The sequence below is a fragment of the Bradyrhizobium sp. 26S5 genome (assembly GCF_036923295.1).
Lineage (GTDB): Bacteria > Pseudomonadota > Alphaproteobacteria > Rhizobiales > Xanthobacteraceae > Bradyrhizobium > Bradyrhizobium septentrionale.
In genome coordinates this window covers 6,481,789-6,501,070 of sequence record NZ_CP145948.1, presented here as the reverse complement: position 1 = coordinate 6,501,070, position 19,282 = coordinate 6,481,789, and the positions used below count along the sequence as shown (strand labels likewise).

Below are 19,282 nucleotides of genomic sequence, written 5' to 3'. Positions count from 1 at the left end.
CGGTTTGCGCTTCGCGGACAACCACGCCAATATGCATGCAAACAACCAAGGCAATTGGAGAGACGATGGCAGCTCCCATCAAGTTCGGCGTCGGACAAAGTGTGCGGCGCAAGGAGGATGACGCTCTGATTCGCGGCAAGGGCCGCTACACCGACGACGTCGCCCCGTCTCCCGCATTGCATGCGCTGATGCTGCGCTCGCCGCATGCGCACGCGACCTACACGATCGATGCCGGCAAGGCCCGCGGCATGCCCGGCGTGGCGCTGATCCTGACCGCAGCCGATGTCGCCGATCTCGGCGGCCTGCCGTGCCTGTTCAATCTCGAAACCGATCCGTTCACGGCGCCGCCTTATCCGATCCTGGCGAAGGACGAAGTGCGCCATGTCGGCGACGCCATCGCCTTTGTGGTCGCCGATACCGTCGATCATGCGCGTGACGCGATCGAGGCGATCGACGTCAAATGGACGCCGCTGCCGGCGGTGGCTGGCCTCGTCAACGCGGTGAAGAAGGGCGCGCCGCAGGTGTGGCCGGACAAGCCCGGCAATGTGCTGTTCGACGTCTCGATCGGCGACAAGAAGGCCGCGGAAGATGCTTTCGCCAAGGCGCATGCGGTGGCCGAGATCACCATCGTCAATCCGCGCGTCATCACCAATTTCATGGAGACGCGCGCCGCGGTCGCCGAATACGACGCGAGGAAGGATCATCTGACGCTGACGATCGGCAGCCAGGGCAGTCATCGCCTGCGCGAGATCCTCTGCGACATGATCCTGAAGATGCCGAAGGAAAACATGCGGGTGATCTGCCCCGATGTCGGCGGCGGCTTCGGCACCAAACTGTTTCCCTACCGCGAATATGCGCTGATCTCGGTCGCCGCCCGCCAGCTCAAGAAGACCATCAAATGGACCGCCGAGCGCTCCGACCATTTCATGGGCGACGCGCAGGGCCGCGACAATCTCACCACCGCGAAGATGGCGCTCGCCGAGGACGGCAAATTCCTCGGCATGGATGTCGACCTGATGGGCGACATGGGCGCCTATCTCTCGACCTTTGCGCCCTACATCCCGCATGGCGGCGCCGGCATGCTGCCGGGCCTCTATGACATCCAGGCCTTCCACTGCCGGGTCCGCACCGTGTTCACCAACACGGTGCCGGTCGATGCCTATCGCGGCGCCGGCCGCCCGGAAGCCGCCTATGTCATCGAGCGGCTGGTGGATGCGGCCGCGCGAAAACTAAGCATGACGCCCGATGCCATCAGGCGGAAGAATTTCATTCCGCCGAAGTCGCTGCCCTATACGACCGCGACCGGCAAGGTCTACGACTCCGGCGACTTCGTCGCGCATATGAAGCGTGCGATGGAGATTGCCAACTGGAAGGAGTTTCCGAAGCGCGCCAAGGCGGCTAAGAAGGACGGCCTAGTGCGGGGCATCGGCATGGCGAGCTATGTCGAGGTCTGCGGCACCATGGGCGAGGAGACCGCCAATGTGGCGCTCGATCCCAATGGCGATATCTCGATCCTGATCGGCACGCAGTCGAGCGGGCAGGGTCACCAGACCGCCTATGCGCAGATCGTCGCCGAGCAGTTCGGCGTGCCGCCCGAGCGCGTCCACGTGCTGCAGGGCGACACCGACAAGATCGAGACCGGCCTCGGTACCGGCGGCTCGGCATCGATCCCGTCGGGCGGCGTCAGCGTGCAGCGGGCGACGCACGACCTCGGCAACAAGCTGAAGGAGCTCGCGGCGCAGGCGCTGGAAGCCGGCACCGGCGACCTCGAGATCGCCGATGGCCGCATCCGCATCGCCGGCACCGACCGCTCGGTCAGCTTTGCCGATCTGGCGAGGCGTCCCGGCGGCGATTCCTCGAAGATGAACGCCAGCGCGACGTTCGCTAGCGCCGACGGCACCTATCCGAACGGCACGCATCTCGCCGAGGTCGAGATCGATCCGGCCACCGGCATCATCAAGATCGTCAGCTACGTCATCGTCGACGATTTCGGTGTCACGCTCAATCCGCTGATGCTTGCGGGACAGGTTCATGGCGGCGCGATGCAGGGCATCGGGCAGGCGCTGATGGAGCGGGCGGTCTACAGCCCGGCCGACGGTCAGCTCGTCACCGGCACGTTCATGGATTATGCGCTGCCGCGCGCCTCCGACGGTCCGTCCTTCGTGTTCGAGACCCATAACGTGCCCTGCACGACCAACCCGCTTGGCGTGAAGGGCGCAGGCGAGGCCGGCGCGATCGGCTCGTGCCCGGCGGTCGTCAACGCGATCGTCGAGGGGCTGCATCGCGAATACGGAATCGACCACATCGACATGCCGGCCACGCCGGAGCGGGTCTGGATCGCGATCCGCGAGGCGCAGCGCCGGCATAATCTCTGATAAATTGTCGCAGGCGGAATGAGGATTCCGCCTGCGGCGTTTGCAAACCAGGCCGGCCGCACACCGCGGACCGGGACAGAGCAGGATTGAGGGGTTTTGCCGATGAAGCGGATTGTCGTCGTTGCTGCGATGCTTGCGTTGAGTGCGGGCGCGGTCGTCGCCCAGCAGGACCAGGTCAACAAGACCCAGGCCCAGATGAAGGAAACCGGCAAGAATGCGGGGGTGATCGCGGCGATGATCAAGGGCGAGAAGCCCTACGATCAGGCAACCGTCGATGCCGCGCTGGCGAAGTTCGAAGACACCGCCAAGAAGCTGCCGACGCTGTTCCCGGAGAGCACCAAGGGCCTCAAGCCGGAGGGCGATTACTCCGCCTCGCCGAAGATCTGGGAAGACAAGGCCGGATTCGAATCCCACATTGCGAGCTTCACCAAGGTCGTCGCCGACACCAAAGGCAAGGTCAAGGATGTCGACACGCTGAAGGCGGAGATGCCGGGGCTGTTCAAGCAGTGCGGCGGCTGCCACGAGACCTATCGCCTCAAGAAGGGCTGATCGTCGTTCGGTCAATCAAAAGGGCGGACGCTTTGAGGCGTCCGCCCTTTTTTGTGCCGGCCGTTTCTTGTTGTGGTTGCTTCGTCAGAGACTACTTGGTGACCTGGCCGCGGATCTCGCCGCCCGGGTTGGCCGCGGTGTGGACGTTGACATAGTACTTGCCCGCGAGGAGATCGGCGGCCTGCGCGTCGGTCAGTGTTGCGCTGCCTTCGACCGGGCTCGACGTCGCGTTCGGGATCGCGACCGCGACGCCGGCATTCTTGCCGGCCTCTGCGGGGCCGTGGAAGTGCGCGGCAGTGGCGGGGCCCGAGAGACCGGAATAGGTCAGCTTCCAGCTGAGCTTCTTGCTCGCGGCGTCGTAGTCGATATCGGCGGTGCCGGTGCCGGCAGTGGTGGTTGCCGGCACTTCCGCCTTGCCGTCCAGCTTCGCTGTCAGCTTTTCGGCGAAGGCCGGGCCGGCGAGGGCGATGGCGGCGCCGAGCGTCAGCGCGGCAAGCAAGGTCTTGTTGGACATGGTTCTCTCCCCTTTGACGTCACACGATGGTTGCAGTCTTCAAACAGCGGCTTTTCGGATTTATTCCCAAATTGATCGTGCCTGCGGCAAATTTGATGCGAGCTTGTGCGACGGGTTGCCATCATACTGGTTGAGAGGCTGAAGCGACCAATGACGGATCGGTGAATGTTGCGACGAATTCTTCTCCTGGCCATCCTGGCCGGCTTAATCGGCTTCGGCGTGTTCTGGTGGCTGACGATCCCCGCGACCGTTGCCGCAAGCGCGCTGCCCGCCTACCATCCCAACCTGGCCAACGGCCTCACAACGTTCAATGCGGGGGGATGTTCCTCCTGCCACGCCGTGCCGAAGCAGGACGACCGCACGAAGCTCGGTGGCGGCCTTGCGATACCGTCGCCGTTCGGCACCTTCTATGCGCCGAACATCTCGCCCGATCCGAACGACGGCATCGGCCGCTGGAGCGAGGCGGATTTCGTCACCGCGGTGATGAAGGGCACCTCGCCATCGGGGGCGCACTATTTCCCGGCGTTTCCCTACACGTCCTATCAATACGCCAAGCTCAATGACGTGCGTGACCTGTTTGCCTATCTGAAGACCCTGCCGCCGGTCGCCGGCAAGGTGCGCGATCACGATTTGCCGTTTCCCTTCAACATCAGGCGCAATGTCGGCGTCTGGAAATTCCTGTTCATGAACGGCCAGCCGTTCATCGCGGACCCCAGCCGTTCGGCGCAGTGGTATCGCGGCGCCTATCTCGTCAACAGCTTTGGCCATTGCGCCGAGTGCCACAGCCCGCGGAATTTCCTCGGCGGCATCATCAGCGCGCAGCGCTTCGCCGGCGGCCCGAATCCGGAGGGCGAGGGCTGGGTGCCCAACATCACGCCGAGGGGGCTCTCGGACTGGAGCGCGAAGGATGTCGCCTATTTCCTCGAGAGCGGGCAGACGCCGGACGGCGACAGCGCCGGCGGATCGATGGTGCGCGTGATCCGTAACACCTCGCAGCTCTCGCCGAACGATCGCGACGCAATCGCCGAATACATCAAGTCGCTGCCGCCGGTCGAGGGACCACCGAAGCCGGTGAAGAAGCCCGCGAAGGATTCCTGAGAGGTTTGCTCAGAGCGTGATCCATGTCGTCAGGCGCTTTCAGCTGGCTTGGTCATGCCCGGGACATTTAGCGCGAAGACCCGCTTCGCGAATCTGCGCGGCCATGACGAAAGTGGAGTCGAAGTCTACTTCGCGCCGAACGCCTTGAAGGTGATGATGGTGAGGGTGTCCTGGATGCCCGGGATCACCTGAACCTTCTCGTTGATGAAATGGCCGATGTCGGTGTCGTGGTCGACGTAGAACTTGACCAGCAGATCGTAATTGCCCGCGGTGGAGTAGATCTCGGACGCAATCTCGGCTTCCGCCAGCGCATTGGCGACGGTGTAGGACTGGCCGAGCTTGCATTTGATCTGGACGAAGAAAGGAACCATCAAAGTCGTCTCCGGGGGATTTTCGCGACTATAGGCCCAAAACGGGCCGCCAAGGCAAGGCCAACTCAAGGCCAACTCGCGGTAAAGTCAGGCGAACTTGCTGCCGATGGGCGGCCGGGCTAGGACAGGCCATGGTCTTGATCGTAAAGGTCTCATTCGTATCAACCGCCGGTGCCGCAGAATGACGCCGGTCGCGCTCACCATTGCAGGCTCGGATTCCTCGGGCGGGGCGGGCATCCAGGCCGACCTCAAGAGCTTTGCCGCGCTCGGGGTGTTCGGGGCCTCCGCGATCACGGCGCTGACCGCGCAGAACACCAGGGGCGTCAGCGGTATCCATCCGGTGCCCGCGGCGTTCGTCACGGCCCAGATCGATGCGGTGTTCTCCGACCTCGACGTCGGCGCGGTCAAGATCGGCATGGTGGCGCAGGCCGAGACGATCGCTGCGATCGCCGACGGGTTGAAGCGCTGGGCGCCGCGCCATGTCGTGCTCGATCCGGTGATGGTCGCAACCTCGGGCGATCGGCTGCTCGCGGCCGAGGCCGTCGATGCGCTGAGGACCATGCTGTTTCCGCTGGCATCGCTGATCACACCGAATCTGCCAGAAGCGGCGGCGCTGCTGAACCAGCCGGTTGCCTCCAGCGAGGCCGACGTCGCGCGGCAGGGCAGGCAATTGCTGGCGTTGGGATGCCGCGCGGTGCTGGTCAAGGGCGGCCACGGGCATGGCGCCGAGAGCATCGACTATCTGATCGATGCCGAGTGCAGCATCGCGCTGGCGGCGCCGCGCATCGCCACATCAAACACGCATGGCACCGGCTGCTCGCTGTCGTCGGCGATCGCAGCGGGGCTTGCGAAGGGCGAGGCGATGGAGGCCGCGGTGCGCAACGCCAAGGCCTGGATCACGGACGCGATCGCCGCTGCCGATCGCTTCGCCGTCGGACACGGCCACGGGCCGGTGCATCACTTCCACAAATATTACTGAGGCTTCGTAGCTTCGTAGCCCGGATGAAGCCAACGGGTCGCGCGAATGCGCGCCCGATGACAGGCTCCGCGAAATCCGGGACCAACTCGTCCGCGGATATAAGACCCCGGATTGCGCTTCGCTTCATCCGGGCACGCATTCATCGATTCTTCGACTGCACGCTTTGTTCCACCGCGATATGCGAGCAACACGCCGCCTGTTCCGCACAGCCGCGACCGTCCATGTCGCCAGATTGTCGCACGCCGCTGTTATCCGCAGGGAAGGGGCGTGCTGCTGATTCTCGTTAACTGTTAGTGAGGCCGTGGGTCACGGGGGTCGTCATCGCCTTGTCACAGGAATCTGTTAGGTGCACAGGCATGGGAAGTGACTCCTTGAGTGAAGAAAGTCCCGAGCGGCACTTTCGCACTTTGTTTATCTCCGATGTCCATCTCGGAGCCCGCGGTTCGCAAGCCGACCGCCTGCTGGACTTCCTCCGCTCTCACGATGCCGACACGATCTACCTCGTTGGTGATATCGTCGACGGCTGGGCGCTGAAGTCGAACTGGTACTGGCCGCAGACCCACAACGATTTCGTGCAGAAAATGCTGCGCAAGGCGCGCAAGGGCGCCAAGGTGATCTACGTCCCGGGCAACCACGACGAGTTCCTGCGCAAATATTACGGCACGCATTTCGGCGGCATCGATGTGGTGGAGAACACCGTTCACACCGGCGCCGACGGCAAGCGCTACCTCGTGATCCACGGCGACATCTTCGATCTCGTGGTGCAGAACGCGCGCTGGCTCGCCCATCTCGGCGACAAGGCCTACGACTTCGCGATCCAGATGAATCGCTTCGTCAACTTCTTCCGCAAGATGTTCGGCGTGCCGTACTGGTCGCTGTCGCAATGGGCCAAGCTGAAGGTCAAGAAGGCGGTGAACTATATCGGCGCGTTCGAGGCGACGCTTGCGGGTGAGGCGCGGCGCCATGGCTGCGACGGCGTGATCTGCGGCCATATCCACTACGCGACAATTCATGACGAGCACGGCATCCGTTACATGAATTGCGGCGACTGGGTGGAGAGCTGCACCGCGCTTGCCGAGCATGAGGACGGCCATTTCGAGATCATCACCTGGACCGATCCGGTGCGCCGGATCGCGCCGGTTCCGCGAGTGACGGCACGCGCTGCATGACGCATATCCTGGTCGCGACCGATGCGTGGCATCCCCAGGTCAACGGGGTTGTCCGCACGCTGACCATGATGGCGCAGGCGGCGAAATCGCTCGGTGTCGAGGTGAGCTTCCTGACGCCGGACGAGTTCCGTACCTTTGCGATGCCGAGCTATCGCGATCTCAGGCTCGCGCTGCCGTACCAGGCCAAGGTCGCCAGCCTGATCGAGGCGGCCCGGCCCGACAGCATCCATATCGCGACCGAAGGCCCGATCGGGCTTGCGGTTCGCCGCTATTGCCGCAAGCGCGGCCTGCCGTTCACGACGAGCTTCCACACCCGCTTCCCCGAATATGTCTCGGCACGGACGCCTGTCCCCGAAGCCTGGGTGTGGCGTGCGCTGCGCTGGTTCCACAGGCCGAGCCGGGCGGTGATGGCGGCGACCTCGGCCTTGGCGGCCGAGCTGCGCCAACGCGGCTTCCGCAACGTGGTGCTGTGGTCGCGCGGCGTCGATACCGCGCTGTTCCATCCGCGCGACGTCGATCTCTGCCTGCCGCAGCCGGTCTATCTCAGCGTCGGCCGGGTGGCGGTGGAGAAGAATCTTGAGGCGTTCCTCGATCTCGATCTGCCCGGCACCAAGATCGTGGTCGGCGACGGCCCGGCGCGGGCGACGCTGGAGCGAAAATATCCTGAAACCGTCTTCCTCGGCGCCCGCCACGGCGAGGAATTGGCCGAAATCTACGCCGCCGCCGATGTATTCGTGTTCCCGAGCCGGACCGACACGTTCGGCCTGGTGCTGCTCGAGGCGCTGGCGAGCGGCCTGCCGGTTGCCGCTTTTCCGGTCACCGGTCCCCGCGACGTGATCGGCGCGGCGCCGGTTGGCGTGCTTGACGACGATCTGCACCACGCCTGCCTGGAGGCGCTCGGCATCTCGCGCCAGGCCTGCGTCGATTTCGCCGCGCTCCATACCTGGCAGGCGTCGGCCCGGGTGTTCATCGACCGCTGCATGAACGTTCGCCCCGTGGCACCCGACGGCGAGGGGGAAGCGCTCGAATTCGGCGCCGAAGAGCACCATTTCGCGGCCCTGCCGGCCCCCCATCCCACGTCACGCTGAACGATCTCATGCGTCTTTGTTTTGACGCGTTTTCTTCACGCGAACCGGTACCCACTTCGCTCGAAAACGCTATAAAGCGTCTTGCCGGGCCGCGTCCCCCCGCGATACAAATCGTGGATGACGGACACCACTCTCAATCCACCCGTCGCTGCCGCGGACATCGATGCCGCTGCCAGGGTGGTCGCGCCGTTCGCGGTGCGCACGCCGCTCCTGACCTTCCCCGTTCTCAACGAACGCGTTGGCAGCCAGATTTTCCTCAAGCCCGAAATGCTGCAGCGGACCGGATCGTTCAAGTTCCGCGGCGCCTTCAACAAGCTCGCCTCGATTCCGCAGGACAAGCGCAGCGGCGGCGTCGTCGCGTTCTCGTCGGGCAACCATGCGCAGGGTGTCGCCGCGGCGGCCAAGATCCTCAACATGCAGGCGACCATCGTGATGCCTGCGGACTCGCCGCTCACCAAGCGCGAGCGGACCAAATCCTATGGCGCCGAGGTCGTGCTCTACGATCGCGATCGCGACGACCGCGAGGCGATCGCCAACGGCATCGCCAGCAAGCGCGGCGCGACCCTGGTGCGTCCCTATGACGATCCCTTCGTGATCGCAGGCCAGGGCACCGCCGGCCGCGAGATCGCCGAGGACATGGCGGCGCTCGGGCTTGTGCCGGATATCGTGGTCGCGCCGGCCTCGGGCGGCGGCTTGATTGCCGGCGTTGCCACCGCGGTGAAGGCGAAATATCCGCAGGCCCAGGTGATCGTCGCCGAGCCCGCGGGCTATGACGATCACGCTCTGTCGCTCAAGGTCGGGCATCGCGAGGCGCATCCGGTCGCGGCGCGCACCATCTGCGATGCGCTGATGGCGATGATGCCGGGCGAACTGACCTTCGCCATCAACAGCAAGCTGCTCGCAAATGGCGTCAGCGTCTCCGATGATGAGGTCGGCGCCGCGGTGGCCTTTGCCTATCGCGAGCTGAAGCTCGTGGTCGAGCCCGGCGGCGCGGTTGGGCTTGCCGCGCTCTTGGCCGGGCGGATCGACGTCAAGGGCAAGAACGTCGTCATCGTGCTCTCGGGCGGCAATGTCGACGCCGATCTGTTCGCGAAGCTCGTCGCCTGAGACCAGCATGTTTTCGAAGGGGCAGGCGAGGGCGGCTTATCGCGCTCCCCCGTGTCGCTGCACAGAAATCTATTCTGCCGCCGAGCGCCAGCGCCTCTGCTTCTCGCGGTTGCCACAGTTCTTCATGCTGCACCACTGTCGCCGGTGCGCCTTGCTGGTATCTATAAAGTAGACTTCACAGTCGGCCGCGCCACACTTGTGGATGCGGCTGTGGTCTGTGGATAGAAGCAGATCCTCGATCGCCAGGGCGCAGGCATGCACGGGTATCTCCGGGGAGGTGGGCAACCTCCAGCCGGATATGATGGCGCTTGATGCTCCGGTTGCGGTGAGGGCTCTGGCGGCGTGTGCCCGACGGACTTCCACGGCAATCGCGTCCAGATCGTTCTGCGGAACGGATAGCCCATCGTGGATTGCGCCAACGATTGTGTACAGGTGTTCCCTCAATTCGCGAGCGCGCCGTATGACGCGTGTGCAAGCGGGCCCACCGAGCGATCGCAACCGCTTCGCCGCGGAAGGCTCGATAAGCCCGGCCAGCTTAGTGAAACTCACCAAACCGCCGTAGGCGGTCAGAGTCTCGATCGGTGCGTCGGAGGGCCGCTCGTCCAGCGTGTTGACGAGGTCCAGGGCGGGATGACCTCCGCTCCAGTCGAATGGGTTGGTTGGTCCGGTCATCCCCGACGTTGCCTGCGATGCGATCATAACCCATAATACACGTTATAAGGGTTATGTACCATTGCGGCGTCCAAGGTGACCACAGGCAATGTCGAGCGAACGCGACGCCAGGCAATACCTTCAAGGTGCGCTTTGCGGTCTCGCGGCCGTCAGCATCTGGTCGGGGTGGATCGTCGTGGCGCGCCTTGGCCTTCGGACCAGCCTCACACCCTGGGATATCGCGGCGTTGCGCTTCGGCGTCGCCGGGATGCTGCTGTTGCCCTACCTGGTCAAGAACGGACTGGCATTCGATCGTCTCGGCTGGTTCGGACTGGCGGCCATTGTGCTTGGCGGCGCGGGGCCGGTCTTTTTCGCCAACTCCGGACTTCTGTTCGCTCCGGCAGCGCATGCGGGCGCTCTGTTTCCGGGTGTGATGCCGTTGATGGTCGCGCTGCTTGCGGCGGCGCTCTTGAAGGAGGTGTTCACGACGGTGAAGAAGATCGGCTTCGCCCTCATTCTGCCGGGTGTGCTCGTCATCGCGTGGGGCTCCGGCGGTGAGTTGGGATCGCTGCAGAATGTCGGTCAGGGGCTGTTTCTCTGCGCCGCACTGGCGTGGGCCTGCTACACGGTCGCTCTGCGAAAGGCTCGTCTGGATGGATTGCATGCCGCGGCCATATCCGCCGTCGGCGCCATGATCCTGTATCTGCCTGTCTTCACGTTGTTGCCTGGAACAACACTTGCGGCAGCACCGTGGGGCGACGTGGCGCTGCAGGCTGTGGTGCAGGGCGTGTTCACCGCGATCATCTCCCTGCTTCTTTATGGACGAGCCGTCAGCATCCTCGGCGCCTCGAGCGGCGCCGCCTTCGCGGCGCTCTGCCCGGCCATCACGGCGCTATTGGGAATTCCGGTCCTCGGCGAATGGCCTGGACCGCTTGACTGGGGGGCGATCGGTCTGATCTCAGCGGGCGTCTATATCGTTAGCGGCGGTCCAATTCCGCGATTTGCAACGTGGACCACGCCCCGAATCAACACCTGAAGCCGTGACCTCTACCCATGGCCATCGGCGGTACGTGAGTTGGGTCACGCTTCGCGGGTGACCAATGTGAGAAAAATGCTCGCGCACGAGGTGCGAATACGCCGCGCTTACGAAAAGAACGCGATCCTCTCGGCCTGGCTCATGCGGCGGATTGGCGCGAGCGGATCGTTGGCCGCGACGCTTGGCCTTTTCAGGAGACCGCTGGCGATGATGGTCGAGCCAAGCGAGATCTCTCTTGCAGGTTCGGCGGCAGCCTCAACGGCGGGCGGGAGAGGCGGCGCCACGACCGGGGCTTCGGCAACCGGCGCTGCGGCCACCGGCGGCGGCTCGACCCTGACCTCGATCTTCGGCTCGGGCGCCGCCGCGAGCTCGGCCTGAGCCAATGGTGCAGCCATTTCGGGTTCAGCCATTTCGGGCTCGGCCGCCATCGCCTCGGCGACGCGCATCTCCTCGGCGGCGCGCATTTCCTCGGCGATCGCCTCTTCGTCGATCGGATCGGGCGCGCCCATTTCCATCGCGATGAGATCGAGCATCGCTTCGTCCTGGGCGTCGGCGGCCGCATCGTTGGCGACGCGGGCGAGCTCTGCGGCCTCTGCTTCGGCCAGCGCGGTCTCGGCCGTGATCCAAGCTTCGCTCGGCAGCGGCGTGACGGCCATCGCAGCTTCGGCGGGCGGCGTTGCAGCGGCCTCCTGAGGCGGCGCTGGCGGCGTGGTAACCGCGGCGTCGGCGGCAGCGCTCTCGGTCACCTGTGGCGGTGAGGGCGCGGCCGCAGGCGGTTCCGCAACCGGAGCCTCGGCCACATCAGGTTCGGCCGCAGGGGGCGCCGCCTTGTCCGGATCGAACTCGCCGAGCCGGCGGGCCAGCGCCGCGAAGGCGGCATCCAGCACGGCCTTGGCGTCGTCCATCGAAACCTCAGCGGCGCCGGCCTCGATCGCGCTGGCCTGCGAATCGATGATGTCGCAGATCCGGCCGTCATTGCCGATCTCGCGCAGCCGCCAGGAGATTTCCCTGATCACCCGCACGCCCTTGCGCACCGGCGCGAGGTTTTGCTCGAAGCTGACGCCGTCGAGCGCTGTGATGGCGGAGACCTGCGCGGCCTCGATCGCGCCGCGCAGGGCGGCCAGCGCCTGTGCCAGCTGCTCGTCCCGGATGGCGTCCGCGGCGGCCTGCCGCTGCGCACTGAGGCTTTCCTCGATCCGCGCCACCGCATCGAGCACCATGCTTGTGTCGGCGTTGCGGTTGCGCTTGGCATATTCGCCGAGGAACCAGCGGCCCCGCGAGGTCTCCATGAAGGCCGCGCTGATCGCGGCATAGTCCTCCTCGCTCGGCAGGGCCGCGCGGGCGGATATCGGCGACAGGGCGAATGCTTCTTCGGCCATCACAATCTCTTCGCGCAAATCACTGCGCGTTACGCTAACGATCATCACGATATCGCGCGAATCGCAATTGAATTGATGTCTTCCGAATCACAAATCCCCATTGCAGCAAAGCTTGCATCGCGGCGATTCGCTGTCAGCCTTGCGGCATTCTATGCCACGCTGTTCGGCATGACCGGGGTTCACCTGCCGTTTTTCACGGTGTGGCTGAAGGTGATCGGCATCGATGCCGCCTGGATCGGCATCATCACGGCGGTGCCGCCGGTGACGCGCTTCACCGTGCTGCCGCTGGTCACAGCAGTGGCGGAACGGCGCCAGATGCTGCGCGGCGCGATCATCGCCACCGGCTTCGCCACGGTGTGCGGCTTTGCCGTGATCGGCACCCAGCATCAGCCGTTCGTGCTGCTCGCGGTCTATGCGCTGACCTGCTGCGTCTGGACGCCGATGGTGCCGCTGACCGACGCCTATGCGCTGCGCGGCGTCAGGCAATTCGGTCTCAGCTACGGGCCGCTGCGGCTCTGGGGCTCGGCGGCCTTCGCGGTCTGCGCGCTCGTCAGCGGGTTCTTGCTCCGCTACGTCGCGGAGGTCGATCTGATCTGGATCATCACGGCGGTGACCGTGCTCGGGGCGCTGGTCGGGCTGACATTGCGACCGCTCGGCCGTCCGGCAGCGGCCGCTACGCCTGCAGCCGGCGCGCCGAAGCTGCTGCGCAATCCGACCTTCCTCGCCATCATCGTGTCCTCGGCGCTGATCCAGGGCAGCCATGGCGCCTATTACATCTTCGCATCGATCGCCTGGCAGCAGGCCGGGTTCAGCGGCCTGACCATCGCCTGTCTCTGGGTGCTCGGCGTGATCGCCGAGATCGTGCTGTTTGCGCTCTCGCCGCGCTTCACGCTGCCGTCGGCTGTGCTGGTGATGATCGCGGCCGCCAGCGCCATGGCGCGCTGGGCGATCACCGCGCAGGACCCGCCGCTTGCGGTGCTGGCGGTGGTCCAGCTCGGACACGGGCTGAGCTTCGGTCTGACCCAGGTCGGCATCATGGGCCTGATGGTGCATCACGTGCCGGTTCACGTGATGGCGCGGGCACAAGGTTATCTCACCGCTTGCGCCGGCATCGTCGCGAGCACGACTGCGATCGTCAGCGGATTGGTCTATGCGCGCATCGGGCTCGGCGTCTACGACATGATGGCTGTGATGGCGGCTCTGGGCGGGCTCGTGATGTGGTTCGCGCGGAAGCGACTAGTCCACTAGGTGGTGTGGACACTAGCGCATCCATAGAACGATGGCTGCGAGAGTGACGACGGCCCGGTAGTTCCGGGCCGTTTTTTCGAAGCGGGTTGCGACGCGGCGGAACTGCTTGAGCTTTGAGAAGCAGCATTCGACGAGATGACGCTGGGCATAGAAATGCTTGTCGAGTGGATATTTGAGCGCGCGTGACGGGTTGTTGGGGATCACGGCGAGCGCGCCTTTGGCGGCGATGGCTTGGCGCAAGTGATCGGCGTCATAGGCCGTATCGGCCATGACGACCTCGGCGGATAAGCCTTCGATCAATGCGGCGGCTTGCGGTGCATCGCCCTTCTGACCTGCGGTAAGCGTGAACCGCACCGGACATCCCAAGCCTCGAACGGCCATATGTATCTTGGTGCTCAGGCCGCCGCGCGAGCGGCCGATCGCTTGATCTTCCGCTTGATCTTCAGACCCCCCTTTTTGGCGCCGGCGGCGTGCTGATGCGCCCGAACAATGGTGGAATCGACGATCAGATATTCGAAGTCCGGATCATCGGACATCGCCTCGAAGATCCGCCACCAAACACCCTTGATGCTCCATCGACTGAAGCGCCGGAACACGCTGTTCCAGTCCCCAAACACCTCCGGAAGATCGCGCCAGGGAGACCCCGTACGCACGATCCACAGCACACCTTCCACGAACATCCGGTTGTCGCGCCCGGTGGAGCCCTTCTGATCGGGGCGCCCTATGATCAGCGGCGCTATCCGCTCCCACGCCGCGTCGCTCAATACCAAACGGTCCATCACACCCAAGGCGGCCTCCCCAAAAGCAGCCTTGAATCTGATTTGCTCCTAAAAGGGAATCCTTAGAGTCCACACCACCTAGAGCGGGATGACTCTTCTTCGAATCGTCATCCCGCTCTAGCTCTTTGATTTGAGCATGATCTTTTCGGAAAACCGCTACACACTTTTCCGGATCATGCTCTAGCCCCAGAGCGCGGCGTCCGGCGGGTAGACCAGGCTGCCCTCGTAGCGCAGCCCGTTGTCGCGGTCCTTCGCCAGCAGCAGCGGGCCATCGAGATCGACGAAGCGCGCGGCTTGCGCGATCAGCATCGCCGGTGCCATCGCAAGCGAGGTCGCGACCATGCAGCCGATCATGATCTCGAAGCCGAGCGCGCTCGCGGCATCCGCCATCGCGAGCGCCTCGGTCAGCCCGCCGGTCTTGTCGAGCTTGATGTTGACGGCGTCATAGCGGCCGCGCAGGCCCGCAAGCGAAGCGCGGTCATGTACGCTTTCGTCGGCGCAGACCGCAACCGGGCGCTTGATCCGCGCCAGCGATTCGTCCTTGCCCGCTGGCAGCGGCTGCTCGATCAGCGTGACGCCGGCATCGGCGCAGGCCGCGAGGTTGGCGGCGAGGTTATCGTCGGTCCAGGCTTCATTGGCGTCGACGATCAGTTCGGATGCCGGCGCCGCTTTGCGCACGGCGGCGATCCGTGCGCCGTCGCCTTCGCCGCCGAGCTTGATCTTGAGCAGCGCACGGTGTGCGGCCTTGGCAGTGGCTTCCGCCATCGCCTCCGGCGTTCCGAGCGAGATCGTATAGGCGGTGGTGCGGGGCTCCGGCGCCGGCCGTCCGAGCAGGTTCCAGATGCGCTGACCGCTGAGCCTGGCCTCGAGGTCCGCCAGCGCGCAATCCAGTGCATTGCGGGCAGCGCCTGATGGCATCCGGGCCTGCAGGGCGATCCGGTCGATACCGCCGGCGAGCGGTTCCTGCATCGCCTGGATCGCTTGCAGCGTCGCCTCAGGCGTTTCGCCATAGCGCGGGTAGGGCACGCATTCGCCGCGGCCAATGACGCCGCCCTGGCTCACCTCGGCCACCACGACGACGGCCTCGGTCTTGGCGCCGCGGCTGATCGTAAACGTCCCGGCGATCGGCCAGCGCTCGATCCCCACGTTAAGGGAAATAGCTCGGGATGGGGTGGAAGTCATTTTAAAGTCTACTATTTCCTGAACCGTAGCTTGCGACGCGCAACCAACTATGGCTGGTTAGTGGCAGATTCGACAAGCCGATCCGGCAAGCCGCCGGAGATCTGCGTGAGCGGCGGCCAGCCGGCTTCAAGGGGTAGGCAAAAGGTGAGCGGCGACCCGACACTGGAGCGGATAGCCCAAGGCGAAGGACTGGCGTTGTGCGCGGCGGGCAACTGGACCGCCCGCTTTGCCCCTGCGCTCGAGCGGATCGTCTCCGACGCCGAGAAGCTGCGCGGCAGCCGCCCGCACATCTTCATCGACGTGTCGCAGGTCGCGAGCCTCGACACGTTCGGCGCCTGGCTGATCGAGCGGCTGCGCCGCAGCCTCAGCAACGCCAGCGCCGAAGCCGAGATCGCGGGCCTCTCCGCCAACTATTCCAGCCTGGTCGACGAGGTCCGCCGCGTCGGCGCAGCGCCCAAGGTCGTGAGCGACCCGCTCTCGATATCAGGCATGCTCGAGCAGATCGGGCGCACCGTGGCCGGCATCGGCGGTACCATCATCGGCCTCATCGACATGCTCGGTGCGGTGATTGCCGCAGCCGGCAATGTGCTGATCCATCCGCGCAGCTTCCGCCTGACCTCGACCGTGCATCACCTCGAGCAGGTGTGCTGGCGCGCGGTGCCGATTGTGGTGCTGATCACCTTCCTGATCGGCTGCATCATCTCGCAGCAGGGCATCTTCCATTTCCGCAGGTTCGGCGCCGACATCTTCGTCGTCGACATGCTGGGCGTGCTGGTGCTGCGCGAGATCGGCGTGCTGCTGGTCGCGATCATGGTCGCGGGCCGCTCCGGCTCGGCCTATACCGCCGAGCTCGGCTCGATGAAGATGCGCGAGGAGATCGACGCGCTGCGCACCATGGGCTTCGATCCGATCGAGGTCTTGATCCTGCCGCGCATGCTGGCGCTGGTGCTGGCGCTGCCGATCCTGGCCTTCCTCGGCGCGATGGCCGCGCTCTATGGCGGCGGCCTGGTGGCCTGGCTCTATGGCGGCGTCGATCCGGAAGCCTTCCTGCTCCGCCTTCGTGATGCCATATCGATCGACCATTTCATCGTCGGCATGGTCAAGGCGCCGGTGATGGCGGCGGTGATCGGCATCGTCGCCTGCGTCGAGGGGCTGGCGGTGCAGGGCTCGGCGGAGTCGCTCGGTCAGCACACCACCGCCTCGGTGGTGAAAGGGATCTTCTTCGTGATCGTGATGGACGGCGTGTTCGCGATCTTCTTCGCCTCGATCGGGATGTGATCATGGCCGAGCAGGACGACGACGCCATCATCCGGGTCCGCGACATCACGGTGCAGTTCGGCAAGACGCGCGTGCTCGACGGCCTCGACCTCGACGTCAAGCGCGGCGAGATCCTCGGCTTCGTCGGTCCGTCGGGCGCCGGCAAATCGGTGCTGACGCGCACCATCATTGGCCTGGTGCCAAAGGTCTCCGGCCGCATCGAAGTGTTCGGCGTCGATCTCGATGCCGCGAGTTCGGCGCAGCGCCGAGCCGTCGAGCGGCGCTGGGGCATCCTGTTCCAGCAGGGCGCGCTGTTCTCCTCGCTCACGGTGCGCCAGAACATCCAGTTTCCGGCGCGCGAATATCTGCGCGTCTCGCAGCGGCTGCTCGACGAGATCATGGTGGCGAAACTGGTGATGGTCGGGCTGAAGCCCGAGGTCGCCGATCGCTATCCGTCGGAGCTGTCCGGCGGCATGATCAAGCGCGTCGCGCTGGCGCGCGCACTCGCGCTCGATCCTGAATTGGTGTTTCTCGACGAGCCCACGTCGGGCCTCGATCCGATCGGCGCCGGCGATTTCGACGAGCTGGTGCGCACCCTGCAGCGTACTTTGGGGCTGACCGTTTTCATGGTAACCCACGATCTCGACAGTCTTTACACCGCGTGCGACCGTATCGCCGTGTTAGGGAACGGTAAGATCATTGCTGCAGGATCGATCGCCGACATGAAGGCATCGCAGCATCCATGGCTGCAGCAATATTTCAACGGCAAGCGCGCCCGTGCCGTTGTGGCCTAGCCCATGATCCCGAAGCGAGGAGACCGGTTTTCGGACGAGATCATGCGCCAACAGGGAATTCGACGGGCTCGAGCGCAGGCTGACTGCGCGAGAGCTCAGGAGTGATTGATGGAAACGCGGGCGAACTACGTCTTGATCGGGGCTTTCACGCTGGCGGTAATTGCCGCCGCGTTCGGCTTCGTGCTGTGGTTCCAGAGCCTGCACACCACCAAGCTGCGCAGCCCCTTGCGGGTGATCTTCGAAGGGCCGGCGTCGGGCCTGCGCAATGGCGGCAACGTCAATTTTAACGGTATCCGGATAGGGGAAGTGGTTTCAGTGAAGCTCGACAACCCGCGACGCGTGGTCGCGCTGGCGATGATCGAGAACAACGCGCCGCTCCGCAAGGACACCCTGGTCGGTCTCGAATTCCAGGGCCTCACCGGCGTCGCTGCGATCTCACTGAAGGGCGGCGAGGAGGCCGCCCCGCCGGTGCCGCTCGACGAGGACGGTATCCCGGTTCTGACCGCCGACCCCAATGCGCTGCAGGACGTCACCGAGGCGATCCGCGCCACGCTGCAAAACGTCAACCGCATCGTCGCCGACAATCAGCAGTCGGTGAAGAATTCGCTGAAGAATCTCGAGGTCTTCACCCAGGCGCTGGCGCGCAATTCCGAGAAGATCGACAACGTCATGCTCAAGGTCGACGGCGTGATGGGCAAGGCCGACAGTCTGATGCTGGGCCTCAATGCGATCGCGGGCGGCAACAGCGGCAGCGAGCTGAACCTGATGGTGAAGTCGATCCGCGAACTCGCCGAGGATCTCGACAAGCGCTCCACCGCCCTGATCACCGACGGCCGCCGCACGCTCTCCGACATCAGCCGCGCCGTGAACAATTTCGACCGCAACCCGAGCCGGGTGATCTTCGGCGGCAGCAACAACGCCGCACCCGAGCCCGCGCCGGCTCCGGCCGCAGCACCCGGACCGCGACGGCGGCAGTAGGCGAGGCGGGTCTCCTCTCGGTTCCGACGAGGGGCGCACCTTTCATCGGGGCGGTGACTGTGTCGGTTCACCTGCCTCAGGAACGAAGCGGTTATAGCCGGGACAGATGTCCGTCCGCTCCGAGCGGATCGTCAACGTGCGAATGTGGTGGGCATTGGATGCGCCGTTGATAAGACCCGGTGTCCCCGACCATTCGCGGCCGAATGTATTGCGGGGCTGCTGGGGCTCCAGCCTGACGGGCATCGTTCGAACGACATGCGCATCGGCCGCGGGTTTGCTTGTCTGCTGTATTGTTGACAACTCGTGGCCAGCAGCGTCGCGTTGTTCGTCAGGCAGTCTTGGCCGTACCGTCAACACGTGAAGGCGGTTCGATTTTGCAGGCGCCTTCGATGGATCGCCAAGATCATCGGCCGACTGCGGCGTTACTCTGATGGTCCGGATTTTGGATGGCTCCATCGGATCCGCCATCGCAACCGCGGCCAACCCGATTGTCCCGAGCACCGTCAACGCGACGATGGAGTGCCGGTGTGCGCGATGCGATGGCAACATCTGAACCCTCTCAGCCGTGTTCTGGCGCCGTTGCCAGGATGATTCCGGAGGACTTGAAGGACCTTGGTTGAAGAGTTGGGCTAAAGACTTTGGGTTGAGCTCTCGTTCTCCCGCAATCCTATTCTTGCGTCGGTCAAAAGCAAAACGGAGGCATCGCTGCCCCCGTTTCTTGTCCCGCG

Annotated in this window: 18 protein-coding genes and 1 pseudogene; 12 read left to right on the top strand and 7 right to left on the bottom strand. The window is 64.7% G+C overall.

Going from position 1 to position 19,282, the window contains the following annotated elements:
* The first annotated feature begins 65 nt into the window (after positions 1-65).
* The gene (locus V5279_RS30710; protein ID WP_338690911.1) at positions 66-2,375 is read left to right on the top strand and encodes a xanthine dehydrogenase family protein molybdopterin-binding subunit; all 2,310 of its coding nucleotides are present in this window, start codon (positions 66-68) and stop codon (positions 2,373-2,375) included.
* A 102-nt stretch (positions 2,376-2,477) separates the two neighbouring features.
* Complete coding sequence (locus tag V5279_RS30705; RefSeq protein WP_338690910.1) at positions 2,478-2,924, top strand: cytochrome c; 447 nt, start codon at positions 2,478-2,480, stop codon at positions 2,922-2,924.
* Positions 2,925-3,015: 91 nt separating this feature from the next.
* Here V5279_RS30705 and V5279_RS30700 read toward each other — a convergent pair whose 3' ends face one another.
* Entirely contained in the window at positions 3,016-3,438 is a 423-nt protein-coding gene (locus V5279_RS30700) for a CHRD domain-containing protein (protein WP_029085329.1), read from the bottom strand.
* 165 nt (positions 3,439-3,603) lie between these two features.
* Between V5279_RS30700 and V5279_RS30695 the strand changes: the two genes are divergently transcribed.
* Positions 3,604-4,536, top strand: coding sequence for a cytochrome c (locus V5279_RS30695; protein WP_338690909.1), 933 nt, complete (start codon positions 3,604-3,606; stop codon positions 4,534-4,536).
* A 125-nt stretch (positions 4,537-4,661) separates the two neighbouring features.
* Here V5279_RS30695 and V5279_RS30690 read toward each other — a convergent pair whose 3' ends face one another.
* On the bottom strand, positions 4,662-4,907 hold the full coding sequence (locus tag V5279_RS30690; protein WP_016845986.1) for an Lrp/AsnC ligand binding domain-containing protein: 246 nt from the start codon (positions 4,905-4,907) through the stop codon (positions 4,662-4,664).
* A gap of 181 nt (positions 4,908-5,088) precedes the next feature.
* On the opposite strand from V5279_RS30690, the gene thiD reads away from it, so the two are divergent.
* The 4 genes from thiD to V5279_RS30670 all read left to right on the top strand — a co-directional run bounded on the left by thiD (position 5,089) and on the right by V5279_RS30670 (position 9,250).
* Entirely contained in the window at positions 5,089-5,886 is a 798-nt protein-coding gene (gene thiD / locus V5279_RS30685; RefSeq protein WP_338690908.1) for a bifunctional hydroxymethylpyrimidine kinase/phosphomethylpyrimidine kinase, read from the top strand.
* A 356-nt stretch (positions 5,887-6,242) separates the two neighbouring features.
* Positions 6,243-7,055, top strand: a complete 813-nt coding sequence (locus V5279_RS30680; protein WP_026193024.1) for a UDP-2,3-diacylglucosamine diphosphatase — start codon at positions 6,243-6,245, stop codon at positions 7,053-7,055.
* Positions 7,052-8,143, top strand: a complete 1,092-nt coding sequence (locus V5279_RS30675) for a glycosyltransferase family 1 protein (protein WP_338690907.1) — start codon at positions 7,052-7,054, stop codon at positions 8,141-8,143. Before V5279_RS30680 ends, V5279_RS30675 begins: the two co-directional genes overlap by 4 nt.
* 117 nt (positions 8,144-8,260) lie before the next feature.
* The gene (locus tag V5279_RS30670; protein ID WP_338690906.1) at positions 8,261-9,250 is read left to right on the top strand and encodes a threonine/serine dehydratase; all 990 of its coding nucleotides are present in this window, start codon (positions 8,261-8,263) and stop codon (positions 9,248-9,250) included.
* A gap of 69 nt (positions 9,251-9,319) precedes the next feature.
* Here V5279_RS30670 and V5279_RS30665 read toward each other — a convergent pair whose 3' ends face one another.
* Positions 9,320-9,922: a CGNR zinc finger domain-containing protein gene (locus V5279_RS30665; protein WP_338690905.1), complete on the bottom strand. Its 603-nt coding sequence runs from the start codon at positions 9,920-9,922 to the stop codon at positions 9,320-9,322.
* Positions 9,923-10,010: 88 nt separating this feature from the next.
* On the opposite strand from V5279_RS30665, the gene V5279_RS30660 reads away from it, so the two are divergent.
* Positions 10,011-10,937 (top strand): DMT family transporter, encoded by a 927-nt coding sequence (locus V5279_RS30660; protein ID WP_338690904.1) that lies wholly within the window; start codon positions 10,011-10,013, stop codon positions 10,935-10,937.
* A 107-nt stretch (positions 10,938-11,044) separates the two neighbouring features.
* Here the strand turns inward: V5279_RS30660 and V5279_RS30655 are convergent, their stop codons facing one another.
* Positions 11,045-12,316 carry a hypothetical protein gene (locus V5279_RS30655; protein ID WP_338690903.1) on the bottom strand — a complete coding sequence of 424 codons (1,272 nt, stop codon included), beginning with the start codon at positions 12,314-12,316 and terminating at the stop codon, positions 11,045-11,047.
* Between the two features lie 75 nt (positions 12,317-12,391).
* Here V5279_RS30655 and V5279_RS30650 point away from each other — a divergent pair, with 75 nt between their 5' ends.
* Entirely contained in the window at positions 12,392-13,564 is a 1,173-nt protein-coding gene (locus V5279_RS30650) for an MFS transporter (protein WP_338690902.1), read from the top strand.
* A gap of 12 nt (positions 13,565-13,576) precedes the next feature.
* Here the strand turns inward: V5279_RS30650 and V5279_RS30645 are convergent.
* Positions 13,577-14,352, bottom strand: a pseudogene (locus tag V5279_RS30645) (IS5 family transposase).
* A gap of 171 nt (positions 14,353-14,523) precedes the next feature.
* Positions 14,524-15,525 carry an N-acetyl-D-Glu racemase DgcA gene (gene dgcA, locus V5279_RS30640; RefSeq protein WP_166305898.1) on the bottom strand — a complete coding sequence of 334 codons (1,002 nt, stop codon included), beginning with the start codon at positions 15,523-15,525 and terminating at the stop codon, positions 14,524-14,526.
* A 144-nt stretch (positions 15,526-15,669) separates the two neighbouring features.
* Here dgcA and V5279_RS30635 point away from each other — a divergent pair, with 144 nt between their 5' ends.
* The 3 genes from V5279_RS30635 (at position 15,670) to V5279_RS30625 (ending at position 18,554) form a co-directional block, all read left to right on the top strand.
* Positions 15,670-16,803: an MlaE family ABC transporter permease gene (locus V5279_RS30635; protein ID WP_166305901.1), complete on the top strand. Its 1,134-nt coding sequence runs from the start codon at positions 15,670-15,672 to the stop codon at positions 16,801-16,803.
* 2 nt (positions 16,804-16,805) lie between these two features.
* A complete protein-coding gene (locus V5279_RS30630; RefSeq protein WP_166305904.1) occupies positions 16,806-17,576 on the top strand; it encodes an ABC transporter ATP-binding protein in 771 nt (256 codons plus the stop codon).
* 108 nt (positions 17,577-17,684) lie between these two features.
* Positions 17,685-18,554 (top strand): MlaD family protein, encoded by an 870-nt coding sequence (locus tag V5279_RS30625; RefSeq protein WP_338690901.1) that lies wholly within the window; start codon positions 17,685-17,687, stop codon positions 18,552-18,554.
* A gap of 42 nt (positions 18,555-18,596) precedes the next feature.
* On the opposite strand, the gene V5279_RS30620 is transcribed toward V5279_RS30625, so the two are convergent.
* A complete protein-coding gene (locus V5279_RS30620) occupies positions 18,597-19,103 on the bottom strand; it encodes a hypothetical protein (RefSeq protein WP_338690900.1) in 507 nt (168 codons plus the stop codon).
* Positions 19,104-19,282: the final 179 nt, after the last annotated feature.

Bases quoted from the DNA above. Each gene is read 5' to 3' on its own strand.
- V5279_RS30705 (WP_338690910.1), top strand. From the start codon at position 2,478: ATGAAGCGGATTGTCGTCGTTGCTGCGATGCTTGCGTTGAGTGCGGGC.
- V5279_RS30630 (WP_166305904.1), top strand. From the start codon at position 16,806: ATGGCCGAGCAGGACGACGACGCCATCATCCGGGTCCGCGACATCACG.
- thiD (WP_338690908.1), top strand. From the start codon at position 5,089: ATGACGCCGGTCGCGCTCACCATTGCAGGCTCGGATTCCTCGGGCGGG.
- V5279_RS30620 (WP_338690900.1), bottom strand. From the start codon at position 19,103: ATGTTGCCATCGCATCGCGCACACCGGCACTCCATCGTCGCGTTGACG.
- V5279_RS30675 (WP_338690907.1), top strand. From the start codon at position 7,052: ATGACGCATATCCTGGTCGCGACCGATGCGTGGCATCCCCAGGTCAAC.
- V5279_RS30665 (WP_338690905.1), bottom strand. From the start codon at position 9,922: ATGACCGGACCAACCAACCCATTCGACTGGAGCGGAGGTCATCCCGCC.
- V5279_RS30655 (WP_338690903.1), bottom strand. From the start codon at position 12,316: ATGGCCGAAGAAGCATTCGCCCTGTCGCCGATATCCGCCCGCGCGGCC.
- V5279_RS30660 (WP_338690904.1), top strand. From the start codon at position 10,011: ATGTCGAGCGAACGCGACGCCAGGCAATACCTTCAAGGTGCGCTTTGC.
- V5279_RS30710 (WP_338690911.1), top strand. From the start codon at position 66: ATGGCAGCTCCCATCAAGTTCGGCGTCGGACAAAGTGTGCGGCGCAAG.
- V5279_RS30625 (WP_338690901.1), top strand. From the start codon at position 17,685: ATGGAAACGCGGGCGAACTACGTCTTGATCGGGGCTTTCACGCTGGCG.
- V5279_RS30695 (WP_338690909.1), top strand. From the start codon at position 3,604: ATGTTGCGACGAATTCTTCTCCTGGCCATCCTGGCCGGCTTAATCGGC.
- V5279_RS30690 (WP_016845986.1), bottom strand. From the start codon at position 4,907: ATGGTTCCTTTCTTCGTCCAGATCAAATGCAAGCTCGGCCAGTCCTAC.
- V5279_RS30700 (WP_029085329.1), bottom strand. From the start codon at position 3,438: ATGTCCAACAAGACCTTGCTTGCCGCGCTGACGCTCGGCGCCGCCATC.
- V5279_RS30680 (WP_026193024.1), top strand. From the start codon at position 6,243: ATGGGAAGTGACTCCTTGAGTGAAGAAAGTCCCGAGCGGCACTTTCGC.
- V5279_RS30670 (WP_338690906.1), top strand. From the start codon at position 8,261: ATGACGGACACCACTCTCAATCCACCCGTCGCTGCCGCGGACATCGAT.
- V5279_RS30650 (WP_338690902.1), top strand. From the start codon at position 12,392: ATGTCTTCCGAATCACAAATCCCCATTGCAGCAAAGCTTGCATCGCGG.
- dgcA (WP_166305898.1), bottom strand. From the start codon at position 15,525: ATGACTTCCACCCCATCCCGAGCTATTTCCCTTAACGTGGGGATCGAG.